Source organism: Vibrio sp. CB1-14 (assembly GCF_040412085.2).
GTDB classification, from domain to species: Bacteria; Pseudomonadota; Gammaproteobacteria; order Enterobacterales; family Vibrionaceae; genus Vibrio; species Vibrio chaetopteri.
In genome coordinates, this window is record NZ_CP115921.1 from 614,008 (window position 1) to 630,847 (window position 16,840).

Here is a 16,840-nt window from a genome sequence, read left to right on the forward strand (position 1 = left end):
CCATGACCACAGCCATCACTCAATGGTTAGCACGAGATCCGGATTCAAAAACTCGTCAAGAGCTTCAACAGCTTATCGATAGCAACAGTCAGCAAGAACTGAAAGATAGATTCAGTACACGTCTAGCTTTTGGTACCGCAGGACTCAGAGGCAAAGTCGGCGCCGGTCCCAACCGAATGAATCGACTCGTCATCCAAGAAACCGCAACAGGGCTTGGGCAATATCTGCTTGAGCAAATAGATAATGCGGACACGCGAGGCGTTATCGTCGGCTATGATGGTCGAATCGATTCAAAACAGTTTGCTCACGATACCGCCAGCGTGCTTACCGCAATGGGTATCAAGGTCTATTTGACCAGCCAAGTAGCGGCAACGCCGATTGTCGCCTATGGCGTGAAAAAATTTAACGCCGCCGCAGCGGTCGTGGTCACAGCGAGCCACAATCCGCCAGAATATAACGGCTTTAAAGTCTATTGGGAAAATGGCGCGCAAATCATCCCGCCCCATGACACTGGCATCGCAAGTAAAATTGACCAAGCCACGACCAAACCACTCACTTTATTGCCTCTAGAGCAAGCGAGCGAACAAGGCCTGCTGGAATGGCTAAAAGAAGACTACTACCAATCCTATCGTAGTGCGATGAATGGCAATCCACTGCTTAAACGTAGCAATTGCACGGACGTTTCCATTGCCTATACCGCGATGCATGGTGTGGGCGCCGAAATGGCAGAAACCTTACTCGCCGATGCCGGATTTCAGAACGTAGCCAGCGTTGCAGAGCAGCGCGAGCCTGATGGCAGCTTCCCCACGGGCAGCTTCCCCACGGTCAACTTCCCAAATCCGGAAGAAGCGGGCGCTATGGATATGGTGATGGCGCTTGGAAAAACGCACGATGCGGATATTGCCTGCGCGAATGACCCAGACGCTGATCGCTTTGCCGTTGCGGTAAGATGCGAAGATGGCGAGTATCAGATGTTAACTGGTGACCAAGTGGGCGCGCTGTTTGCCGATTACCTATTGGAAAATCAGCCAAATGCGCTGGTTGGCAATACGATTGTGTCTTCCAGACTATTGAGTGCGATAGCCAAAGCGCACGGCGCGCAATACTATCAAACACTCACTGGCTTTAAGTGGCTCACCAACATCGCTATGGAGCAACAAAGCGAAGCCCATCCGTTTCTCTTTGCCTACGAAGAGGCGCTTGGCTATACCATTGGAAGTCAAGTATGGGATAAAGATGGTCTGTCTGCTTTGGTTGCCTTTGCCCAACTAACAAGCGAGCTAAAAGCGCAAGGCAAAACCATCTGGGACAAAATCGAAGCCTTGTATCGACAACATGGCTTCTATTGCAATGCGCAGCGCAGTATTGCGCTCGATCCAAACTCGCCACCTATCGGTGACAAGTTACGGAAGCAACCACCAAAACAGATTGCAGGGCAAAAGGTCATCGTGACTGAGGATCTTAAGTCTTCAACACGTTTGTTAGCCAACGGTACGACTGAGCACATCAATTTACCTGCCAGTGATGTACTTATTTACATCCGTGAGGATAAATCGCGTGTGATCGTGCGCCCTTCTGGCACCGAGCCTAAATTGAAGTGTTACTACGAAGTGATCAGCGATTTTCCCACCAGCATGGATTACGCATCAGCCAACCAACATGCAGAAGACAAAATGAACGCGCTTATTTTGGCACATCAACAGAGTCTATAAGTATAAACAAGGAGCGACTCATCGCTCCCTGTTTTGATTGCCTTAGTGACTTACAAATACTTGCCTACAAAAGAGACCACGGTAGAAACGTATTTTGGCGAGTCGAACACGTCAGCGCTGTGACCTACCCCTTTTTCAATATACAGCGCATTCTCAACACCAAACTCATCAAGCTTAGCCTTGAGCTGCTCACTTTGTGAATGCGGCACACGCTTATCTTCATCACCATGAAGGAGTATGTACGCCGGCGAGTCGGCACCAATATAAGTGGTTGTGGAGGCCTCAATCGCCACATCAGGAATACCACTCGGAATCCCACCTAAAAAAACGTGATACGGAAGACTTCGCTGACGCCTTTTTATTTCCTTTATTACCTAGAGCCAAGAGATCCGTCGGCCCAAAGAAACTCACCACAGCCGCTACTTGGTACTTTGGCGAAGAGATAAAACCAACTTCTTTATGCGCATTGAGAGCCCCGACGAGCCCCGCCAAGTGACCACCCGCAGAACGCCCCATCAGCACTATGTTGCTGGCATCAACTTGGTATTGCGCAGCGTTATCGTACAAATAGTTGAGCGCATCGTTGATGTCCGCCACTGGCGCTGGAAAAGTAGCCTCTCCACTCAGACGGTAATCCACTGAAGCGAGCGCGTAACCGCGCTCTAGAAACGAGTTCAATAACAGTGGATTCTTGGTCGGGATGGCATCTTTCGAGCCTCGTTTCCAAGCACCACCATGTACCCAAATTAATAGCGGCGCAGGTTGAGTCGTTGTAACGGTTGGCAAGTACAAATCCAAAGCCAATGTCTTGTCACCGACCTGTTTAAAAACAATCTCTTTACGAACGGTATAGTTAGCGTTCGCTAAGCTAACGGGCAGCAGAAAAAGCAGCATGATTATCAGTGTTTTTTTCATCAATAGTTCTCTATCTCAGAGGCGCGAAACAAAGCCGCACGCCAAAGCAAAACAGTCAGGTTTAGAACGAAGTGTTGATAGCTAACCAGTAACGACGCCCATCTTCAACATAACCGTACTCTTCATAATTCGTTTGCTTATCAAGTAGGTTATAGATACCCGCCATCAAACGTACATTGTTTGAAACTTGCCAGTTTCCACCCACATCAACGTAAGTCGCCGCTGGAGCAAGACTATTGCGTGAGTCTTTCGTTATTGTATCTGCTTCTTTGTCACGATATGAAACACGCATCCAAGAGCGGATATCTGGACGAATAGCCCAGTCAGCGTTCAAATTAACAAGGTGTCTAGGCATTTGAGTCAACGGCTGTCCTTTATCCGCACCCGATTTTTTCTCACTATGCGTAAAGGTATAGCTGGCAGCAATTTTTACTGAGTCCGTTAGCTGTTTGGCTATCGCAGCTTCTGTACCATAGGTGACGGCATCCTCAACATTGACGTACGTCGCATCACATGCTCTCCCTGTACAGCTGTCATCAATATTGACCTTATCAATTTTGTCCTTAAAGTCGTTATAAAACAGCGTGATGTTCGATGTTAAAGAGCCGTTGCCAACAAAATAAACCCCGAGCTCGGTATTCACCGACGTTTCTGGTTTTAGGTCTGGGTTGCCGTAAACATCACATCGGCCGTTACAGCTCTCCTGAACCCAATCTCCTTCCATCTCGGTGAGACTCGGCGCTTTATAACCCGTGGAAACACCGCCCTTTACCGTCCAAGCTTGGTCCACACTCCAAACCCCGTATAGACGTGGACTAAACTGTGATTCAAACTGCTGATTATTGTCGTAACGAAGTCCAGCTGTTAGTGTGAAATTATCGAGAAGATACCATTCATCTTCGGCGAACAGTGACCACTGAGCGTTCTTAAATACATACTGGGTATTATCAAGCTCTTGCTGTTCAAAGGCTGCGCCGAGTGTTAGGAAGTGACCGCTCAAAGGCAACGACCATTGAGAGTTAACATTGGTATTTTCAACTGTTAGCTCTCGGCCAACGTTTTCTACCCGCTCCTGACTCACATAGGACGCGCCGCTACCCCAAAGGTAATTGCCATCGTGAGCAAGGCCAATAGCATTACGATTATTTTGTGTTTCTGACGTTGAGATTCGCGTTTTACCTTCTGTATTCACTCGCTTTTGGTCGTGATACGCGTAGTCGAGCGTAAAAGTGTCCGTGTCCGTAGGTGTGAGGTATAAAGAGGCGCGATAGTTTTCTAGATCTTTACCACCGTTGGCATACAGTATTTCATCTTCAACCCGCTGTTGATATAAGCCGGTGATAGAGGCACTAAGTAGATCTTTAATGATCGGCCCCGCTAAGTGCAGCTCCCCTTGATACTTGTTACCAAATTTCGGGTTTTCTTGCAGAGTCGCCTCAGCACGCAAATTGCCGTGCCACTCTTGATAGTCTTTGCGGGTAATCACATTAATCACACCACCAATCGCATCGGAACCATACAAGGTTGACATGGGTCCCCGCACAACTTCAATTCGCTCAATAGCGCTCAAAGGCGGGAGCCAATCTTGTTCAAAACCACCACCGCTGCTCACTTGCGTTTGACGGCCTGACTGTTTGCGTCCATCAACAAGAATCGCCGTGTAATCTGACGGCATACCTCGCAGCGAAATCTCTTGCCTAGAACCGCCACCGGTGACGACAACGCCAGGAAGATCCCGAATAGCATCAGTGAGATCACGATATGAACGGTTTTCAATCTGTTCTCGGTCAATCACGCTGATCGATGCCGGAGCCTGAGTGACGAGTTGTTCGTGACCAGAAGCAGTGACAACCATGGTCTCCATAGCTTCTGAAGCCTTCTCGTCAGAAACAGCAGGAAAAGATAAGGTAAACAAGCTGATGCAAACGGCACCAGCATAGCTAGAAACGTTGAGGTGGTGAATAGACGACATGGGTTGGCAAACTTTCTTGTTATTGATAATCGTTATCAATTAAACAATCAAAACAGTTTCACCACAACCATTACAGTATCTAGAACATCGAATGTGGCTATCCGCATTGTGCATAATATCTGCCACACTTATGCTACTGCTTGTCCATCAGAATATTGTTTTTTAAACAGATCTCGAATCCACTCACACATTGAATCCTCATGAAATCGCTTGTGCCAGTATAGGTAGACAGATTGAAAGTCCAATTTCAGCTCTTCAGGAACGTCACGGACGATAAGTCTCTCATCTTTAGCGGCCTCTTGCGCGAAAGGCGTGGGAAGGTGGAAAATAACATCTGACTCAGCAGCAATACTTGCCGCAGAACTGAAATTCACGTTTAGCCACTAACATTCGGTAAAGGTTTTGTTCCGATGTCGGAGGTTGATGGGATGACAAAACAAAATGTACATCTCCGGCCACCAGCGCATCAAAATGGCGTTGTGCGGTCGTATCGATACTCACCACCATATTTGGTGCCCTCTCACGAATCTCGGAGACTATGCTTGGCATTAAGGTATTGACCTACGGCAGAAGACCGAAAAACCTCACAACACTGGCGTCTTGTTTTGGCTCAAAAGCCTGTTTGTGAACCAAAACCTCAAGGCTGTTGATTACGGTGTTAATGTCCGCCTTGATACTAACCGCTTTTGGGGTGAGTTCATAACCGGCATGAGTTCAAACAAGTAGCTCATCTGAAAACAAAAGTCTCATTTTCTGCAGCGCGCGACTTACAGAAGATTGACTAATATTCATTGCCAAAGCGGTATTCGAGACATGCTTTTCATCCAACAAGGTTTTTAGAATCGTCAAAGAGTTAATATCAAATTGAGATAAGTTCATTAGCTTTGGTGTCTTTATATGTCTTGTCGTTCAAATAGTACAAGTAATTGCGGACGAACGTAAATATCTAGCTTGTACAACTGACTTCTCAAACCGGAGATTGCTTAACGCTAGTTAAACACTCATAAAATGCATTTGCAGCAGGAGACAATGCGGTCTTTGCTCCCTTTAATACAACCGAAAAGTCACTCGTAAACCACCATTGTTCTGGATTAACAGCCACCAGCGCCTGTTGAGAACGGTTGCTTTCAATAAGATGACTGGGAAGAAAACTCAAATGCGTCCCCGCCATCGCGAGCAAAGCGCCAGATTCAACGTTCCAGCCATCGATGAGTTTTAGTTGTTGGTACTGCTCAACATTCAAAAGCTTACGCATTACCTCAGAAGCGTAGCCACCAATGTTAATGCGTCGCCCCTCAAGCGAGTGATTGCGAGTTTCAATTTCCTTTGCAACGTCTTCGCGCGCAAAGAGATAACTCTTCTCAGTGAACAGAAACTCAGCATGACTGAAGGCATCAAGTTGATGTTCAGCAAGAACGACTATCATCATGTCTAGCTGTCCCTTCGCCAGCTTTTCATTTAATAATGTGTAATCCCCAACCTCGAGCGTGAGCTCGACGCTGTCACTCAACTTATAAAAATTCTCGATGGCGGCCGGAACAGGATTACTAGGAAGCGTAATCGTATTATCGAGAATACCAACGCGCACCTGCCCCGTCAGTATTGACTGTACGCCCTTCAATTTAAAGGCAAAATCACTAAGCACATTACTCAGTTCATTTGCATAACCATACACAGTGTGTCCTTCACTTGTTAAATCAAAACCACTTCGACCACGCTTACAAAGCGTCACGCCCAAGCTCTTTTCGAGTTCTATCAACTGATTACTCAGCACTGGCTGACTCAGCCCAGTACTTACGGTAGCATTGCTGATGCCGCCATGCTCAACGATCTCGCAGAAAATCTCTAATCGTCTCAGGTCGCGCTTGTCCAGTTTCTCAATATGAATAGCCATAACTTAATACATAACCAAAAACGAATGTTTGCATCTAATAATATGTATTTATTTGTATGTAACAAGCTGCTAACTTTTTTTATGTGAACTTTATGGATAATTATTTAGGAGCTTAGGATGGCGAACACACAAACAGCACGGAAGATTGATGACTTTGAGTTAGAGCCCGTACCCGAGAGAGCAAAACGCTCGTGGTACGTCATCAGCCTGATCTGGCTTGCAATTGGTATTGATATCTCTGGCCTGTTCTTGGGTGCGTTTCTAAGTACCGGGCTTACTATTCACGATGCCCTATTTGCGACCTTCACTGGTTCTGCCATTCTCGCCGTACTCGCCATGCTTTGCGCCAATATTGGTTTCCAATCTGGCGTCTCAACACCATTAATGAGTAGCTCTGTATTTGGTCGTCACGGTGGTAAGGTCCTCGGCGCCATCAATGGTGTTTCTCTTGTTGGCTGGTTCGCGTTTCAGGCGGACTTTTTCGCCTACATACTTGTCGATGCGCTAGCGCAGTATGACATCGCCGTTTCCCACTTTGCTGCGCTTGTTGGCGGTGGCGTACTAATGATGATCACCGCAATCTATGGTGTCAGAGCGCTCGGTAAGCTTAGCGCCTATTCAGTACCACTGATGGTGACACTGATTACCGTTGGCCTATTTATGGCGGCAGGTGCACAAAGCGCAGGTGACAAGGTTATTGAGTCTCCACTATCTATGGGTGAAGCTATTTCCTATGTCATGTCGATTTGGATCCTCGCTGCTGTCGCGGCTCCTGATATTGCCCGCTACGCGAAAACGCGCAAAGACGCCATTCTCGGTGCCGGTTTTGGCTTCCTATTTGGTAACAGCGCAACGATTGTGGTTGCCCTGCTGCTCACACAAATGACCGGCTCCGACGACCTAGTGAACGTGTTCTTCGGTATTGGTTTGGGCATGGCAGCGATTATCGTGCTGGTTTTTGCTCAGTGGACGACAAACAGCAGTAACCTTGTATCAGGCGCTTTGGGTATGTCGGTTGTGTTGCCGAATGTGCCGCGTCCTATTTTGGTCATCATGATGACCATTCTTGGCCTCGCTATCGCGCAACTTGGCATGATCGATATGTTTACTGCGTTTCTCACACTTCTAGGGGTGACGATTGCGCCCTCAGCAGGTGTTTACCTAGCTCAATACTACTTCTTAGATAAGTCTGCACTTGAGTTTGAACGTATTCAAAGTGCGCCAAACTGGATGCTAAAAGGCTTGGTTGCTTGGGCATTTGGTAGCGCGGTGAGTGCATGCACCGCAGGCGAGTTCTTCAACCTATTCTCATTAACCAGTATTTCTGCGATTGACGGTATTCTTGCGTCCTTTGTTGCCTACATTGTGCTTGTAAAGCTGTCAGTATCAAATAAGGAAGCGGTTCGTGATTTTCAATGATCAAATGATTGATGATATTGCCCTAGGTGCCACTGTACTTGGCACCGGAGGGGGTGGTGATCCCTACAGTGGTGCGCTAATGGCAAAAGTCGCCATCGCCAATGCGAAAAAGCCTGTCGAGCTTATTTCGCTAGATGAGGTGAAAGATGACTGGATGACAGTGCCTTCGTCTATGATCGGCGCACCCACCGTCGCCATTGAGAAACTCAACTCTCAAGATCAAATGTTGGTAGCGTTTGAAGCGATGGAACAAGCCGTCGGTGAACGTATCGAAGCGACCTTCCCTATTGAGGTTGGCGGTTTCAACTCATTGATCCCAATTTTGGTTGCTGCGCAAAAAGGAATCCCAGTGATCGACTGTGATGCCATGGGACGCGCATTCCCAGAGTCACAAATGGTGACCTTTTATTTGGACGGTTTGCCGTCCGCGCCCAACACACTTGCCGATGAAAAGGGTAACGTCGTGACTTTACATCCTATCGACGGTGTCTGGTCAGAACGATTTGCTCGCCCAATCACTGAGCAAATGGGTGGCTCTGCAGCGATGTGTGACTATCCTATGTATGGTAAAGAGCTCAAACGCAGCGCACTCGGTGCGACCCTGACCAAAGCCATGCAGATAGGTAAAGCCATTCGTGAAGCCAATGCTCGCAGTGACAGTGCGGTCGATGCCGTGTTGGACATTGTAGAAGGGCACCGAATTATTAGCGGCAAGATTGTCGATATAGACCGAAATACCGGCGGTGGTTTCGTGACAGGTGGTGTCGTCATCGAGCCGCTTAAAGCCGCTGAAAGCAATGCGTATCCCGTCTACGTTCATTTCCAAAATGAACTGTTGCTCGCTCATAAGGGAACTAAGGCGAGTGATATGAGCCAAGAATCGCTTCTAGCTTGCACACCCGATTTAATCAGCATCCTAGACCATGAAACCGGGCAACCCATAACGACTGAACAGCTTAGATACGGACAGCGAATTGAGCTTATCGCTTACCCTTGCGCTCCCAAATGGCGGACTGCTAAAGGTATCGAAGTCGCAGGTCCCGATTACTTTGGCTATGGCGTTGACTATGTCGCCATTGAAAACCTTTCGAAACGCACAAATACGGAGGCATGACCATGACAACCGCTATTTATCGCCTCGGTATTGATGTCGGTGGAACCAACACAGACGGTGTCCTTTTGGATGAGTCGCTCAAAGTTATCTCTAAGGTCAAAGTGGCCACAACGCACGATATTTCGACAGGCATCGACAACGCCATTGATGAACTACTGCGTCAAGCAAACTTGACAGGTGAGAGTGTCAAACATGCCATGCTTGGTACAACTCAATGTACCAACGCCATTGTTGAGAAGCGAGGTCTCGACAACGTAGGCATGCTTCGCCTAGCACTGCCGAGTGGCAGCGCTGTACCACCTCTTTGCGGTTGGAGCGCGTCTTGGCAAACCTTACTTGGCGAGCATTTCTATCAAGCCCACGGTGGCTATGAGTACGACGGTCAAAAAATCGCAGACGTAGATGAGCAAGAGATCCGTCAGCTATGTCAGAAGATGAGGGGCAAGGTTGATTCCATAGCGATTTGTGGTGTGTTTTCTCCCGTTAACGGTGAGCAAGAGCTATTGGTTGAACAGTGGGTGAGAGAGGAACTGCCAGAGGTTAATATTTCCCTTTCGCACAAGGTTGGCAGTCTGGGTATTTTAGAGCGTGAGAACGCCACTATTTTAAATGCGGCCTTGCAAGGCACAGCAAAACGCTTTGTCGAAGGATTTTGTCACGCGCTAGAGAAACATCGCATCGCTGTTACGCCCTATTTCGGGCAAAACGATGGGACACTGATGTCTCAAGAGTTCGCGCTTAAGTACCCTATTCTTACTGTGGCGTGTGGTCCTACTAACTCCATTCGTGGGGCTAGCCATCTGACTAAGCTTGATGATGCTATTGTGGTCGATGTCGGCGGTACAACGTCAGATGTAGGTGCACTGACACATGGCTACCCTCGCGAATCTAGCGTAGCAGTCGAGCTTGGAGAAGTGCGCACTAACTTTCGCATGCCCGACATTTTAGCCATCGCCATTGGTGGTGGTACCAAAGTAACGCTCACCGATGACGACATTCAGTTAGGTCCTGAAAGTGTCGGTCATGAACTGACTCAGAAGGCGCTCAGTTTTGGCGGAGACACACTGACCCTCACCGACGTAGCACTCACTAAACAAGTGATGACATGGACAGGTAAAGCACAGCAAAAGCCTATTGATTTGGAGCTAGAAACAGCCAATCAAATCTACGCTCATATGGTAGAAAAGGTCGAAGATGCCATCGACCGGATGAAGACCTCTGCCACTAAAGTGCCGGTCATCCTTGTAGGCGGTGGCAGCGCGCTAATGCCCAACGAATTTGAAGGTGTCAGCTCTGTCGTTCGTCCTGAGCACTTTGAAGTCGCCAATGCAATTGGTGTCGCGCTCGGAGAGATATCGGGTCAGCTAGATAAGATTGTCCCCATCGAACCTAACCAGCGAGCTGAGATATTGGCTGACTTGGAGAAAGAAGCCTGCCAACTCGCTATGGAGGCAGGTGCGTGCGCAAACAGTGTGTCGGTGATTGAGCGCAGTGAAATACCGCTGAGTTACCTGCAAGGGAACATGGTACATGTCAAAATAAAAGCCGCAGGCAGAATCGCTTAGGTTATTGCTTTTAATAAATAAAAACGCCTCATCGAAAAGTCGACGAGGCGTTTTAGTATCTATAAAAGATTAATACTTAAAGCGACGAATCTGGCTATCTAACTCTGTGGTATTTGAGGTAATCGCCTCTGCAAGTACTTGAAGCTCATCGTTGACAGTGCGCATGTCAGCGGCGCTAGTATCGAGCTCTCGCATGTCTTGCGCTACCGTATTACTCACGTTAGACTGCTCTTCACAAGCACTTGCGACAGAATCAACCATGGCGTTGATACTGGTCACCGCTTCAATCATCTTAGTCAGCGCAAGCTGCGCTTCATCTGAGCTCACTTTGGTGAGTTCCACCAATTGCTTAGATTCTTGAGTCGCATTAAACGACTCAGTTGCCTCTTGTTGCAGGCTTTCAATAATGGATTCTATTTCGCTGGTAGAGTCGTGAGTCTTACTTGCAAGCGCGCGAACCTCATCAGCAACAACGGCAAATCCGCGGCCACTTTCACCTGCTCGTGCAGCTTCAATGGCAGCGTTTAGAGCCAGAAGATTGGTTTGCTCTGCAATCGCTTTGATCACTTCAACTACGCGGCCGATGTCGTCGCTTCGGTTCTTAAGCGCGTTGGCGCGCTCGGCGGCAGTCTCAAGGTTAGCGGACAGATCTTCTACGTTTGAGACATTTTGCGTGATCGCTTGTTCGCTTGACGCCCCCAAAGAAAGGGCATCATTTGATTTAAACAGAGTATTCTCTGTATTGGCCGCAATCTCACTCGTCGCCAGATTGAACTGCTCAATCTTGCTCAGGCTTTCATGAGTGAGCGCCAACTGATTTTCAGTTTGTTGACTTACTGAAGCGCGCACGGAAGTAATGGCCGATCCATTCTGCTTTAAGCTTTCTGTCGTTCGAGCCGTATCGACAACGATCTCCTGCACTGTTTCGACAAAGCGATTGAAGGCTTTTGCTAAGTCGCTCACTTCATCGTTTGAGGTCGCTTGTACTCTTGATGTTAGATCGCCGCCACCAGCGGCAATATCATTCATGCTGCTCGCCATCCCCTTGATGGGCGTCACAACTAGGCGATCCATAATGTACCCAAGAGAGACGATAACCACTAAGTACAAGGTACCAAACATTAACATCGAGCGAAGCATCAAACTTTTAAGCTCATTGCGCGCTTGCTCGCTATTAAATCCAAGCGAAACAGAGCCAATTGGCAAACCATCCCACTCAATATTAATGCGAGATTCAAACTCAGCCGTTTTCTGGCGAACTTGACTCATCTCTTTGCCATTTTGATCGCGAACCACGATGCTCGAAATAGTGTCATTCTTGATGTAAGCCTCAAGAATGCTGCCAATCAGAGCTTTGTCATACACATACACCGGCTCTTGCAAGATAACTTGCAACTCCTGCTCAATTTCTGCAGTGACTTTTTCGAGGTCCGCTTCCACATTTTGCTTGGTCAATACATATTGCGTCGACAAGGCAATCGCGGTCACCAGCGTCATGACTAATGTCACCACAAGAATAATTTTTTTGGTTAGTCTGTTCATGTTACACCTGTGATTACTTAGCTAAAGGATCAAAGAAAAAGTGGTCAGGAATGGCTTTCGTTGCCGCGGTGACATTGGGATTATCTAAATCGAAAACCACGCGCTCGCTCAAGTTCGCTTGCTTCAACGCGGCTTTAATCTCATTGTCGGCAAAGAACATGGTTTCATAGAGCCCTTCGTTATGGATTTCGAGCATGATGTCGTACAAATGTTGTTTTAACTCTTCGTTGCCTTTGCGAACAAACAACAGATACGGCATCTTGTAGCGGAGCATGACGTTTTCATCTACCTCTAGTGGCAGATTTGGATGGGATTTCACCTCAGCCCAAGGCTCCATGACACCACGCATAAATGCATCGCAGCGATTGCCCGCGACCAACATATCGAAAATATTTGGGTACTTGAGCGACTTAGCGATAGAAAGTCCATTTGCTTCCAATATCTGTGTATCGGCCCATGTTTTACCAGAGCACAGCGATAGACGCTTGAGATCGGAAACGGAGTTGACCGAGGCCAGCATGTTGGCGCGTTCTTGACTCACCAAACCAATTCGCATGCCCAACATGCCGCGATAAATAGGAAATGGAATGGCGTCAAAGCGCGTTTCAAGATCCTGGTTTGTCGCAGTCCACACCACATCTAACGTGCCGCTTTCTAAATCAGCTAGTAATCGAGTTCCTGCGGGTTCGCCGGATTTGGCGTAGATAAAATCGATGGAAGAGTACTGCTCGGAACGAGAAATGATCTCTTTCAATAAGGTTAAATGGAGTTTATCGTCGTCAGGCTTACCAGCAAGCCTAAGCGGCTGGGCAACAGACGACAGCGACAATACCCCACACAAAATAGCTAATAGCAACTTCTTCATGGTGCACCTAACATTCTGATACTAATAACAACCACCGCCATTTATGAACAACAGCGGTACAACGGGTTTGTAGGGGGAGGGATTCGTCGCATTTACGATCTACGCCGCAGTATGCCACTGGCTTTTTATTGTGACGAAATGTAACGATAGAACGATATACAGTCAATCATTCGCTGAGGCAGCAAAGAGAGGTCAATCGGACTTTATGACTGCCATCACAGACAGTAGCCCAGTTATTATTTCACTCATTAGACATAGGCCAAAACAATAAACCAAACAAGGCTAAGTATTAGTCACAATAATCGCCCTGCCATATCTGGCTAAATTTCATCCAACCAACATAAATATGCGAGGCACCTTTAGTATTGAGCATGAGGCGCCCCGGCGAACAATGGTTAATGTTAAGGCGAATCTGGTTTGTTCTCAGGTGACGCATCGTCATTTTCACCGTCTACCCACTTCATAAATACTTGATATCCCGCAGTCAAAAATGCTGCACCTATAAACATGCCGAGAATACCGCCAGACATCATGCCGCCAATCGCACCAATAAGTACCACGGGCATAGGGACACTTAAACCTCGCCCAAGCACCATAGGTTTGAGTATGTTATCAACCAAGCTAGCGGCGATAATTAAAACAGAAAAGATAGTGTTATGTACGGTTGAACCATCACTACTCGACCACAACATCGCTACCGCAACAATGGCAATGATGGTGACAGGCAGTTGTGTAATCGCAAAGACTAAAGCAATCACCGTTAAAAATGCCGCAGCGGGGACGCCAGCAAGTGCGATGACTGCACCAAAAATGGTTGCCGTTAGAAATGCGATACCAATAACGCCCACTGCCACTTGGCGAATGGTTGCCGTGGTCAAATGATGCAGCTCTGGCCCTTTGTGCTCATCGGAAAAGCTATTGAAAATCCGGCGCATCGCTTTGGTGCCGTCTTCTGCCCAGGCAAGCATAATACCTGCAATGATCACTGCACCAATCAACAAAAAGACACTCCCCGCAGCACCGCTGGCTTTATCAACAAACCAAGCAGATGCATTTTTAAGCTGTGGCTGATACTTATCGATAAAGTTCGGTAAGTCCCTCGCCGCTTCACTCCACGCAGAATATGTATCTTCACCAATCAGCGGCCATTCTTTCACCTTTTGAGGAGGTGCTGGAATGTGAAGCTCACCTTGCTCATAATTTTGGTAGGTCTGTAGCGTTTTTACCGCGAGTGAGTTGCCCACCAAAGCGACAGGCGTACCGAGTACCAACACACCGATCAAAGCGATAGCGGTCGAACTTCGTTTAGTCGTCCAACCAAACTTGGCTTTTAAAAAGTTTCGTACTGGAAACAAAGCTATCGCTAGAACCAACGCCCAGAGCAAAATAGGTAAGAAAGGAGCGAATGCCCACCAGCACATCAATACAATGAAGGCTATGGTAGAAAAACGTATTAGAGAGGCCGTAAAGGCCTGCGATAGCGCTAGCTTTAGATTGTCCTTGTCATTGCTCACGTAAGACTCCGTTCTTTGACACAATTAAGGATGACATTTTGATGATCATCGATGCTAATTATCCATGACCTTCTTATCTAACCCACTGAACAAAGGGCATATATCAAATATAGTCTACGAAAATCAACTCTCAAGACTTGTCAAAAATAAAGCCAGCTATTTAAGCTGGCTAAAGGGTGAGATCAGTCAGTGATAGGATTTGGCGAGGTAGCCAGCACATTCCTTTGTCGATAGAGGTGAGTGCCCGCCAGCAAAATGGCCAGGCCGATTGAAATAAACACGCTAGCGTCAGACATAGAATCCGTAGTCATCGCGATCGACGCCACAAGGACACCTAGTATCTGACACATGCGTCCAAGGTAAGCACCTTGTCGAGTATCAACTTTTGCCTCTTCGGACAAACCAATAGGTGATTGCAAATTCACTTTTAGCTGAGTAATTTCTTTACCACGTTCACCAGAAGATTCCTGATAGAACCAACGCGTAGAAAGAAAGAAACCACCGGTTATCACAATATGAGCGAGCAGTGTAATCGAAACGAGTAGGTCAACCGACTCGCGATTGGTGAAGCTAGCGGCATCAAACAAAGGCAATAGCCAATCTACTTGAAATACAAACTGCATAAAGAACGACACAGATAGTCCGACGGCAATCGTCGCCCAACCGGACCAGTCCGGTGTTTTTAGCGTCACAAGAGCCAGCAAAGATGGGATTGTCAGTGGTGTTTGCAATAGTGCGCCGAATAGCATCATGATATCAAAGAAGCTGTATTCATCGATTGATGCAAATAACAAAGCAGCCAAGATGCAGAGCAAGCCATTAATCACGGTCGAAACCTTCCCAACTACGAGTTGCTTGTGCTCAGTTGCTTTGGGGTTGAGCACCGCTTGATAAACATTTCGCACAAAGATACCAGCATTCCGATTCAGGGCTGTCGTCATAGGAGCGATAGTCGCTGCAAGCATTGCCGCAAGCACCAAACCAAGCATGCCAGCAGGCAGGTAGTGATCAATGTAGTAAACATAAGCGGCGTTATTGGCACTCTCAGCAAGCTTTGGGTAGTACGCCATCAGATCCACGCCCAACGTCGCAGTCACCCATGGAGGAACAAACCACATGACAGGCCCCAAAATAAATAGGATGCCAGCAAACAAAGCCGCTTTTTTGCCTCTCTTTCGTTCGTCGTCACCAAAAATCGATAGCAAGAAAGCGCATTGTTCGTGTTCATTGTTTGCTTGAGTATCATCATCACAACCCAAAGCCAAAACACTTGCCAGTAGCTCATGTTGCTACCCATGTAACTATCGGTTGGATAACTTTCAATGAGTGTCACCGTCCCACCAACCTCGAGCAAAGCAAAAGCTCCTACTGACATGGTAATCGCAACCAACAAAATGAGTTGAATGACATTTGTCGCAGACACCGTCCACGACCCGCCGCTCGCAGCAATAAAGGTAACCAATAAGCCAACGCCAACAATCGTCACCACTAGATCAATGTTAAATACCGCGGCTGTGAAGAGGGCTAAGCCATTTAACCAAATTGCCGCAGACATGATAGTCAAAGGAAAAGAAAGCCAAGTATACACTTGCTCTGATACGCGTCCGAAGCGAACCTTGATAGCTTCCATCGCAGTCTCAACACGCATCTTGCGATAGCGAGCAGCAAAATACCGAGCAGCCACCAAGAAGCCCAAGGCATTACCCCAAAAGATGAACAGTACTGTTAGCCCATCTTCATAGGCCTTCGCAGCAGCACCGGTAAATGTCCACGCCGAAAACTGAGTCATGAACGCGGTAGCACCAGCCATCCACCACATCATTGCTCCGCCGCCGCGAATGAATCCCGAGCTATCCGTGGTAAAACGCTTAAACGCCAGAGCGGCGAACAACACGAAAGTAAAGTAACCAATAACAATTGCACCATCAATGAGTTCCATACCGCTCCTTATGCATCTTGGCTTATTCATTTTCTGCGATTGGTTCCAATGGTTTCGTCGTCCACAAAGAGCTCAAGAGCTCGCAATGATGAAACTCGACCTAAATCACACTTAGTCATTTAAAGTAGAAATATTACTACCATAACTTCAATTTATGCTGGTAAATTAGAACATATTAAAACGATGTTTCAAATAAAATTTAGTTATCTATTTGTTTCTTGAAAGGCGTGAGGAATAGTAGGGTCATTGTAATCAGAGCCTCCCTTGTTCAACATCTATGTTGTAGGTTTACCTCCACAGCAAGGCCATCACTATAGAATCAGTTAGTTACACTAAATCAGACTCTTATCGCCCACTTTTATCTCAGAAAAAACAGATGAAGTTGGTCA

The 16,840-nt window shown here is 47.2% G+C and carries 11 protein-coding genes and 2 pseudogenes; 4 read left to right on the top strand and 9 right to left on the bottom strand.

Annotated elements, in window-relative coordinates; genetic code table 11:
• Positions 1-2 precede the first annotated feature (2 nt).
• Positions 3-1,712, top strand: coding sequence for a phospho-sugar mutase (locus PG915_RS18820; RefSeq protein WP_353499940.1), 1,710 nt, complete (start codon positions 3-5; stop codon positions 1,710-1,712).
• A gap of 50 nt (positions 1,713-1,762) precedes the next feature.
• Here the strand turns inward: PG915_RS18820 and PG915_RS18825 are convergent.
• From PG915_RS18825 to PG915_RS18840, 4 genes and pseudogenes are all read right to left on the bottom strand, one after another.
• Positions 1,763-2,627 (bottom strand): annotated as a pseudogene (locus PG915_RS18825) (alpha/beta hydrolase fold domain-containing protein).
• A gap of 61 nt (positions 2,628-2,688) precedes the next feature.
• Positions 2,689-4,599: a TonB-dependent receptor domain-containing protein gene (locus PG915_RS18830; protein WP_420884630.1), complete on the bottom strand. Its 1,911-nt coding sequence runs from the start codon at positions 4,597-4,599 to the stop codon at positions 2,689-2,691.
• Positions 4,600-4,727: 128 nt separating this feature from the next.
• Positions 4,728-5,478: pseudogene (locus PG915_RS18835) on the bottom strand (LysR family transcriptional regulator).
• Positions 5,479-5,566: 88 nt separating this feature from the next.
• Entirely contained in the window at positions 5,567-6,493 is a 927-nt protein-coding gene (locus tag PG915_RS18840; RefSeq protein ID WP_353499941.1) for a LysR family transcriptional regulator, read from the bottom strand.
• Positions 6,494-6,610: 117 nt separating this feature from the next.
• On the opposite strand from PG915_RS18840, the gene PG915_RS18845 reads away from it, so the two are divergent.
• Genes PG915_RS18845 through PG915_RS18855 form a run of 3 tightly spaced genes read left to right on the top strand, consistent with a single transcriptional unit; the run spans position 6,611 to position 10,591 of the window.
• Positions 6,611-7,912: a cytosine permease gene (locus tag PG915_RS18845; protein ID WP_353499942.1), complete on the top strand. Its 1,302-nt coding sequence runs from the start codon at positions 6,611-6,613 to the stop codon at positions 7,910-7,912.
• Positions 7,899-9,026: a DUF917 domain-containing protein gene (locus tag PG915_RS18850; RefSeq protein ID WP_353499943.1), complete on the top strand. Its 1,128-nt coding sequence runs from the start codon at positions 7,899-7,901 to the stop codon at positions 9,024-9,026. The genes PG915_RS18845 and PG915_RS18850 overlap by 14 nt, the downstream gene beginning before the upstream one ends.
• A gap of 2 nt (positions 9,027-9,028) precedes the next feature.
• Complete coding sequence (locus PG915_RS18855) at positions 9,029-10,591, top strand: hydantoinase/oxoprolinase family protein (RefSeq protein WP_353499944.1); 1,563 nt, start codon at positions 9,029-9,031, stop codon at positions 10,589-10,591.
• A gap of 69 nt (positions 10,592-10,660) precedes the next feature.
• Here the strand turns inward: PG915_RS18855 and PG915_RS18860 are convergent, their stop codons facing one another.
• From PG915_RS18860 to PG915_RS18880, 5 genes are all read right to left on the bottom strand, one after another.
• Complete coding sequence (locus tag PG915_RS18860; RefSeq protein WP_353499945.1) at positions 10,661-12,133, bottom strand: methyl-accepting chemotaxis protein; 1,473 nt, start codon at positions 12,131-12,133, stop codon at positions 10,661-10,663.
• 13 nt (positions 12,134-12,146) lie between these two features.
• Complete coding sequence (locus tag PG915_RS18865; protein ID WP_353499946.1) at positions 12,147-12,998, bottom strand: ABC transporter substrate-binding protein; 852 nt, start codon at positions 12,996-12,998, stop codon at positions 12,147-12,149.
• 401 nt (positions 12,999-13,399) lie between these two features.
• Complete coding sequence (locus PG915_RS18870; protein WP_353499947.1) at positions 13,400-14,512, bottom strand: AI-2E family transporter; 1,113 nt, start codon at positions 14,510-14,512, stop codon at positions 13,400-13,402.
• Positions 14,513-14,694: 182 nt separating this feature from the next.
• Positions 14,695-15,630, bottom strand: a complete 936-nt coding sequence (locus tag PG915_RS18875) for a sodium:solute symporter family transporter (protein WP_353499948.1) — start codon at positions 15,628-15,630, stop codon at positions 14,695-14,697.
• Positions 15,606-16,451 carry a sodium:solute symporter family transporter gene (locus PG915_RS18880; protein ID WP_353499949.1) on the bottom strand — a complete coding sequence of 282 codons (846 nt, stop codon included), beginning with the start codon at positions 16,449-16,451 and terminating at the stop codon, positions 15,606-15,608. The genes PG915_RS18875 and PG915_RS18880 overlap by 25 nt, the downstream gene beginning before the upstream one ends.
• Positions 16,452-16,840 lie beyond the last annotated feature (389 nt).

What these genes read in the sequence shown, in the direction of transcription:
- PG915_RS18820 (WP_353499940.1), top strand. Translation starts at nt 3, where the DNA reads ATGACCACAGCCATCACTCAATGGTTAGCACGAGATCCGGATTCAAAA.
- PG915_RS18830 (WP_420884630.1), bottom strand. Translation starts at nt 4,599, where the DNA reads ATGTCGTCTATTCACCACCTCAACGTTTCTAGCTATGCTGGTGCCGTT.
- PG915_RS18840 (WP_353499941.1), bottom strand. Translation starts at nt 6,493, where the DNA reads ATGGCTATTCATATTGAGAAACTGGACAAGCGCGACCTGAGACGATTA.
- PG915_RS18845 (WP_353499942.1), top strand. Translation starts at nt 6,611, where the DNA reads ATGGCGAACACACAAACAGCACGGAAGATTGATGACTTTGAGTTAGAG.
- PG915_RS18855 (WP_353499944.1), top strand. Translation starts at nt 9,029, where the DNA reads ATGACAACCGCTATTTATCGCCTCGGTATTGATGTCGGTGGAACCAAC.
- PG915_RS18860 (WP_353499945.1), bottom strand. Translation starts at nt 12,133, where the DNA reads ATGAACAGACTAACCAAAAAAATTATTCTTGTGGTGACATTAGTCATG.
- PG915_RS18865 (WP_353499946.1), bottom strand. Translation starts at nt 12,998, where the DNA reads ATGAAGAAGTTGCTATTAGCTATTTTGTGTGGGGTATTGTCGCTGTCG.
- PG915_RS18875 (WP_353499948.1), bottom strand. Translation starts at nt 15,630, where the DNA reads ATGTGGTTTGTTCCTCCATGGGTGACTGCGACGTTGGGCGTGGATCTG.
- PG915_RS18880 (WP_353499949.1), bottom strand. Translation starts at nt 16,451, where the DNA reads ATGGAACTCATTGATGGTGCAATTGTTATTGGTTACTTTACTTTCGTG.